Here is a 6,613-nt window from a genome sequence, read left to right as displayed (position 1 = left end):
GGCGGGGGTGGGCCGCCGCAAGCACAAGCTAATATATGACCGGCTCTAATGCCTATGGTGTGATCGCGCCTGACGGGCAGTCTAGGCCATCGGGACTAATTGCTGCGCTTTCATTCTGCCAGTAGCTTGTAGGTCTGGTCATTTAGCCCACCTTTGTGCCCAGATTGGTCGGCACGCTCACCGTCACCGGTGCTTGGTAGTTGATCGTGCCGACCTCCCTTTTTGCTACGTGGAATCGATGCCCGTGTGGCAACCGAAGAAACTGGCGAACGCGGCGCATTGAAGCTAGTCCGAGCGCTGGCGAAGGCGATCAATTGAGACCATGGAGCGTTTGACGCGAAAATAGTTGTGCCCGACAGTAACGAAAATTGTACGTTTACGACAATCCAAAATCCGAAACTAGCAAAAACTGTCACAGGTTATCGCAATGGAGCGGTCGATTCCGCGACGATGTAGCCGATATATAGCTTGCTATAGTATATCGATTTTGGGATGTTATTAACGTACCTAAGTATTATACTTGAAATCCTATGGTATGATGTATGGGATTCGCTCCCGTTGCGTTCATTGGATGTTCCGTTACTTCAGCCAATCCTTATGTAGCGTTGGGCGGTAAACGAAAGGGGCCCGCCGCTGAGGACACAACTACAGCGGCGGGCCTTGCTTTTGAGACCTGGCCCGGGGTTGGAAGCCAAGCTGCAAACCCAACTTCGATTTCAGAAACAGGTTCCAGCCTTATGAAAGATTTAACGCTTGCCGGCTTTTGCAGTTAGGCCCGCCGCTGAGGTCACAGCGACGGGCCCTGCACCAGAGCTTGGACTTGAGGGAGGGAGTGTTCTCACACCAAGCAAATTCCGAACTTCGCTTGCGGATGCATGTTCCTCACGTCGGTTCGAAAAGGGATTGTCGTGGTCATCGATTTCGGTTGTGACAGCCGAGCCCGCCGGCAGCATCACGCAGGCGGCAGGCCCAATGAAGAGCTCGAGACGGGGAGCGGTCGGTCGTTGCAGCCCTGGCGCGTTTCACTCCTCCCGGAATGCTCGCTGGATCTGATCGGCCAAGGGCTTGACGAGATAGGACAGCATCGTGCGGCTGCTGGTCGAGAAGAACACCTCGACCGGCATGCCGGGCGCCAGGGTCAGTCTTTTGAGTCTGGCAAGTTCCGTGCGCGGCAAAACGATATGCACGGTGTAATAACCGGCGCCGGTGCGCTCGTCGGTGCTGAGATCGGCGGAGATCTTGCTGACGGTTCCGTTGAGTTCAGGCGTTGTGCGCTGATTGAAGGCCGAAAGCCGCAGCGTCGCCTCCTGCCCCTGTTTCAGTTGATCGATGTCCTGTGGCGCGACACGGGCTTCGACGGTCAGTTGGTCCGCGACCGGCACGATGAGCATGACCGGTTCGCCCGCAGTGATGACACCCCCAATCGTATGTACGGCAAGCTGAAGGACGACGCCGGCCTGCGGGCTGCGAATGTCGATGCGCTTGAGCTGGTCCTCGGCCGATACCTTGCGTTCGACGAGTTCCGAGAGTCTTGCCTGGACCTCACGCAGCTCGGTGGCGACTTCGCTGCGCAGATCCTGATCGATCTGGATGATTTGAAGGCGGATTTCCGACGTGCGGCCTTTCGACTGCGCTATCGCGGCGGTCAGCTGCCCATGTTCAGCCTCCAGCCGCACGGCCTCGCGCTCGAGAGCGGTGATCCGATCGATCGAGACCAGCTTGCGCTGCCATAGTGTGCGCATGCCCGCGAGCTCGGTTCCGATCAGCTTGATTTCCTGGCTCTTGGCGTCCTTTTGCTCGGTCAGGCCGGAGACTTCTTCAGCGAGCTGGGAGATACGTTCCGCCAACTGCGCCTTCTGGCCAGCGCGTGCCTGCCGGCGGAACTCGAAGAGCGACTGCTCTCCGGCCATTGTGCCGCTGACATCCGGATCGTCCCGCCGAGACATCAGCGACGGCGGAAAACCGATGGCGTCCGCACCGTCGCGCTCGGCCTTGAGACGTGCCAGGCGGGCATCGAGTTCATCCGCGCTCTTGGTGACAATGGCCAGATTGGCGCGGGTGACGGTTTCATCGAGATGAATCAAAACCTGTCCCGCTTGCACGGCATCGCCTTCGCGCACGAAGATCTGGCCGACCACGCCGCCGGTTGGATGCTGCACCTTTTTGACGCTGGAATCGACAACCAGCTTTCCCGAGGCGATGACTGCGCCGGAGAGGTCGGTCACCGCTGCAAGGCTGCCCGCTCCACCGACCAGAAGGATGGAGGTCGCAACGCCGCCGAGCAGATAACGTCGAATGGTCCGATCGATCACCGATGACGCCCTCTCCGCCATCAGAGCGCCGCCTCTTCAGGACTTGAGACAACTTTTAACGGAACACTGATGGGGCGGGTCACCTTGGTCATGATCTCATTCTTCGGGCCAAAGGCCTGGATACTGCCGTTCGTCATGACAAGGATCTGGTCAAGGCTTTGCAATGCACTCGGGCGATGCGCCACCACGATGGCCATGCCGCCTCTGTCGCGCACGCCCTGGATCGCCGCCGTCAAGGCGGCTTCGCCGTCGGCATCGAGATTGGAATTAGGCTCGTCGAGTATGACAAGAAACGGATCGCCATAGAGAGCACGCGCCAAGGCGACCCTCTGTCGCTGACCCGCCGAAAGCGCCGACCCGGCCTCGCCGATACGCGTTTCATAACCCTCAGGCAGGTGGACCACCAGATCATGAACACCGGCGGCGCGCGCGGCGGCCAGTATCTTGTCCGAGGGGGGCTGGGGTTCGAAGCGAGCTATGTTCTCGGCAATGGTGCCATCGAACAACTCGACATCCTGCGGCAGATAACCGACATGCTTGCCGAGTTCTTCCGACGACCACTGGTCGAGCGTCGCACCGTCGAGCCTGACGGTACCGCGCACTGGCAGCCAGACACCGGCGATCGCTCTGACGAGCGAGGATTTTCCCGAAGCGCTCGGACCGATGATGCCGAGGCCGGCGCCCTTCTCCAGCACGAAGCCCGCATCCTGGACGACAAGGCGACGCTCGCCCGGCGGCGCCACACTGATGCCCTCTACCGAGAGGCGAAACGACGGTGGCGGAAGCGAGACACTTGTTGCTGCCTCGGGCAGCAGCCCCAGAAGCTGAGTCAGGCGCGCCCAGGCCTGTCGGGCGCTGACGAAGCTCTTCCAATGCGCGATCGCGAGTTCGATCGGTGCCAGCGCCCGGCTCATCATGATCGAACTGGCGATCATGATGCCGCCCGTCGCCTCCTGATGGATGACGAGCCAGGCGCCGATCGCCAGGATGCCGGATTGAAGCATCATGCGCACGACTTTCGATGTCGTTCCGAGCGTCCCCGCCAAATCGCTCGCCTTGGCATTGGTGCTGAGATAGTCGGCGTTGATGCCTGACCAGCGCTCGGCGATGCGTGGGCCAAAACCCATTGCCTGAAGCACCTCGACATTGCGGCGCGTCGCCTCCGCCAGCGTGTTGCGCGCAGCGGCCTGTGTGTTGGCACGTTTCGCGGGCTGCCTGGTGCGCACCTCCGCAAGCAAGGTCAGGCCAAACAGAATGACGGCGCCGAGCAGCGCGGTCATGCCGATCCAGAAATGGAACAGGAAACAGATTGCGAGGTAAAGCGGCATCCAAGGCAGGTCGAACAGCGCGGTCGGCCCAGCGCTCGACAGGAACGACCGGACCTGATCGAGGTCCCGCAATGATTGCAAGCCATCGCCGGTGAGCTTCGTGCGCAACGGCAGACGCATCAGTGCGATGTAGACCTGCCCGCTGAGCCGCGCATCGAGCGCCATGCCGATACGCACCAGCAGCCGCGATCGGATCAGTTCGAGGACGCCCTGAAAGACGAACAGCGTGCCCGCAAACACGCAAAGGCCGACCAACGTCGGCACGCTGCGGCCGGGAATGACGCGATCGTAGACCTGCAGCATGAAGAACGAGCCGGTCAGCGCCAGGACGTTGACGACCCCGCTCATCAAGGCGATGCCGGCGAATGCCCGGCGAAAGGAAGCGAATATCGCCGTGAGCGTAGTTCGCGGCGGCTCAGATGGATGGATGTGAGACATCTTCCTTCACCTCGGGTCCAGCGCGGGCGCAAGCGGCAATGAACGCGTCCAAGACCGGTTGGCGAAGGGTGTCGGTTTCACTCCATCTTTCAGCATGGCACCTAGATGAACCAATCATTCAGCGCGTAGGCATGGACATAGTCGACGTGCATTTCAGAAGGGGTGGCAAGCCCGTCGGCGGGCGCTCCCGCCATGCCGCCGACAGCCTGGTTGACCAGCATATACATTGGCTTGTGCATGTCGGCAGGCGTTGGTGCGCGGGCAACTTCGACATCGTCGAAATACCAGACCAGCTCGCTCGGGGTCCAAAGCACCCCATATTTGTGGAACCCTTCGGTATCCGCTGCATATACGGTCGATGTCACTTTCGTATGCGACCCCGTCGCGTTCGAGTGGCTGGTCAGGGTGAGCTTGTTGGGATCCTGGCCGACCATCTCCACTGCGTCCAGTTCCGGCGGCCAGGAGCCATCCGCCGGAAGAAGCCAGAAGGCCGGCCATGCACCCTGCTTTTCGGGCATGTCGGCTCGAATTTCGAAATAGCCGTAGGTCTGTGCGAAGGAATGGTAGGTCGTCAACAGACCTGACGTGTAATCATAGTTGTTTATGTAGGGCTTGATCGCGTCGGGAGCCCGGGCGGCCGTAATGGTGAGAACACCGTCCTGGACGCTGAACGGGTTGACCGAACTCGTGGGGGCGTAGCTGGTGTCGATATACCACTGAAGCTCGCTGTTGGTGGTGAGCGAGCTGCCGTTCGGAGCACCCCACCAGAAGTTCGTGTCCCAGGTCCCGCTAGAACCGCTGTGCAGGTTCAAAGTATTGAACTCGTCCGAGAAGGTGAGCGTCAGATGCGACTTGTCCAGGGCGAGATCGAACTGGTTGGCGCTGAACTGGTCGATGGTCTTGTTGGCGAAGACGAGAAACTCGGTTGGCGACAGGGTGAGTCGGACGTTCGATCCCGACTGCACCATGTTGGCGTGCACCTGGTCGAAGGAGGTGAAGCCGTAGCCTCCGACGCGCACAATATCGTCGGCGCCGAAGTCGAGAATGAGGTCGCTGCCATTGCCCGGTTTGACGACAAAAATGTCAGCGCCGGAGCCACCCTTGAGAACATCGTCGCCTTTCAAGCCGTCGAGCGTCTGCTGGCCGGAACCGCCGACGATGATATTGTTCAGAGCGTTTCCGAAGGCATATTGTTTATCGCCCGTGACCGTCAGATTCTCAAAATTCGCCGGCAGCCTGTAGCTCATCCAGGTCGAGATCGTATCGATCCCCTCGTTGGGCAGCTCCACCGCTTTGTTTTTCGCGGAGTACAGGTAGTAAATATCGTCGCCCTTGCCGCCATACATCGTGACGCTGACGCTGCCGTCGCCATACAGCGAATCGTTATAGATGCTGCCGTAGAGGGCCGGGCCCGAATTCGTTGCCGAGTACCACTTTGCGGAGGACCCACTATAGGGGAGCGGAACACCCTTGGCGTTGGTTACGGTGGCCATTTTACTCACAGCTCCGTTGGTTTGTTCCAAGCCCTAACACGATGGAAGGCAAAAGGAGCCGATACGTTTTGTCTTCCGACTTCGGAGGGTTACCAAAGAGTAAATGCGGAGGGGCCGGACGCGTCCGTCAGGCCGTCGGTGGGAACTTGAGACTGTTTTCGACGGCGCACTCAAACCACAATTAAGGCGTCCGAAAGGGCGGCGAACTTGCGCCAGCAACGTCAGCGTTAGCGGGCCGCCGGCGATGGGGGCCGCTCCGGGTGACGGTTGCACCACCGTCTCGCAGAAGTCTATTTGGGGCGGAATGATGCGGACCACGCGAAGCTGCGCCGGAACCCAGTCGAGCGTCTCGATGACGTAGGCGGTCGCGCCGCAGTCAGTTCCCTTCGGTTTCCTCTCAGGCCACCAAAGGCCGACGAGAATGGAAATCGGTATTCACTATGATGCCGCATTCGCGGCCGCTGCCTCGAATGCGGGAAAGACCAACTGGACCGCTCGCCGATCCAGATAATGCAGAAAGCTACATTGAGACGCCCCAAGCGGGCGCAGGCGGCCCTAGCTGCCGAAACACTGGCGTCATCCCTCGCAGTTCAGAGCCCAAGGGTCTGGCCTGTTTCCATCTGAAGGAAATCTGCCGACGAATTCCGGAACACCGCGTCTTGGAACGGGTCGACGGCAGAGCCGTGGGTGACATCGACCAGCACGGCCGCTGCGGCTTCAACCTTGTCGGCCGCTTCGTCAACCTTGTTGAAACGCATCAGCATTCGATCGTGGAGCATCGACAACCGCGTGGCGTGATAAAGCACGCTGCGCTTGTGGTAATCCGAGTCCAGCGGCTCAAACAGTATTGTCATGACGGCAACTCCTCGCCATTTTATGTCCATTCGGGGTGATTTGGAGGCCGCCCACGTATAGATATTGGTCTGGCGCTCCCGGGGCCTCCGTCACGCGCTGTTGAGCTGCCCGGATCCTGCAGCACAGGGCGATATTCACCACGCCATTTTTCCTGTCCGTTTCTTCCTTTGCGCGCTTCAACGATTTC

The 6,613-nt window shown here is 59.9% G+C and carries 4 protein-coding genes and 1 pseudogene; all 5 read right to left on the bottom strand.

Translation table 11 applies throughout. The features are described 5' to 3' along the window. Nucleotides 1-1,022 precede the first annotated feature (1,022 nt). Nucleotides 1,023-2,333: an HlyD family type I secretion periplasmic adaptor subunit gene (locus EOB80_RS33970; protein WP_127332337.1), complete on the bottom strand. Its 1,311-nt coding sequence runs from the start codon at nt 2,331-2,333 to the stop codon at nt 1,023-1,025. Next, the gene (locus EOB80_RS33965) at nt 2,333-4,078 is read right to left on the bottom strand and encodes a type I secretion system permease/ATPase (protein ID WP_127332335.1); all 1,746 of its coding nucleotides are present in this window, start codon (nt 4,076-4,078) and stop codon (nt 2,333-2,335) included. Before EOB80_RS33965 ends, EOB80_RS33970 begins: the two co-directional genes overlap by 1 nt. Before the next feature lie 101 nt (nt 4,079-4,179). Next, nucleotides 4,180-5,571, bottom strand: coding sequence for a family 16 glycosylhydrolase (locus EOB80_RS33960; protein ID WP_127332333.1), 1,392 nt, complete (start codon nt 5,569-5,571; stop codon nt 4,180-4,182). 590 nt (nt 5,572-6,161) lie between these two features. After that, entirely contained in the window at nt 6,162-6,425 is a 264-nt protein-coding gene (locus EOB80_RS33955) for a hypothetical protein (RefSeq protein WP_127332331.1), read from the bottom strand. Further along, nucleotides 6,409-6,613 (bottom strand): annotated as a pseudogene (locus tag EOB80_RS34935) (hypothetical protein); the annotation flags it as partial. The gene EOB80_RS33955 and the pseudogene EOB80_RS34935, both read right to left, overlap by 17 nt.

Source organism: Mesorhizobium sp. M7A.F.Ca.MR.245.00.0.0 (genome assembly GCF_003997415.1).
Classification (GTDB): Bacteria; Pseudomonadota; Alphaproteobacteria; order Rhizobiales; family Rhizobiaceae; genus Mesorhizobium.
The sequence above is the reverse complement of the archived record's forward strand: the minus strand, read 5'-3'. Positions and strand labels throughout refer to the sequence as shown.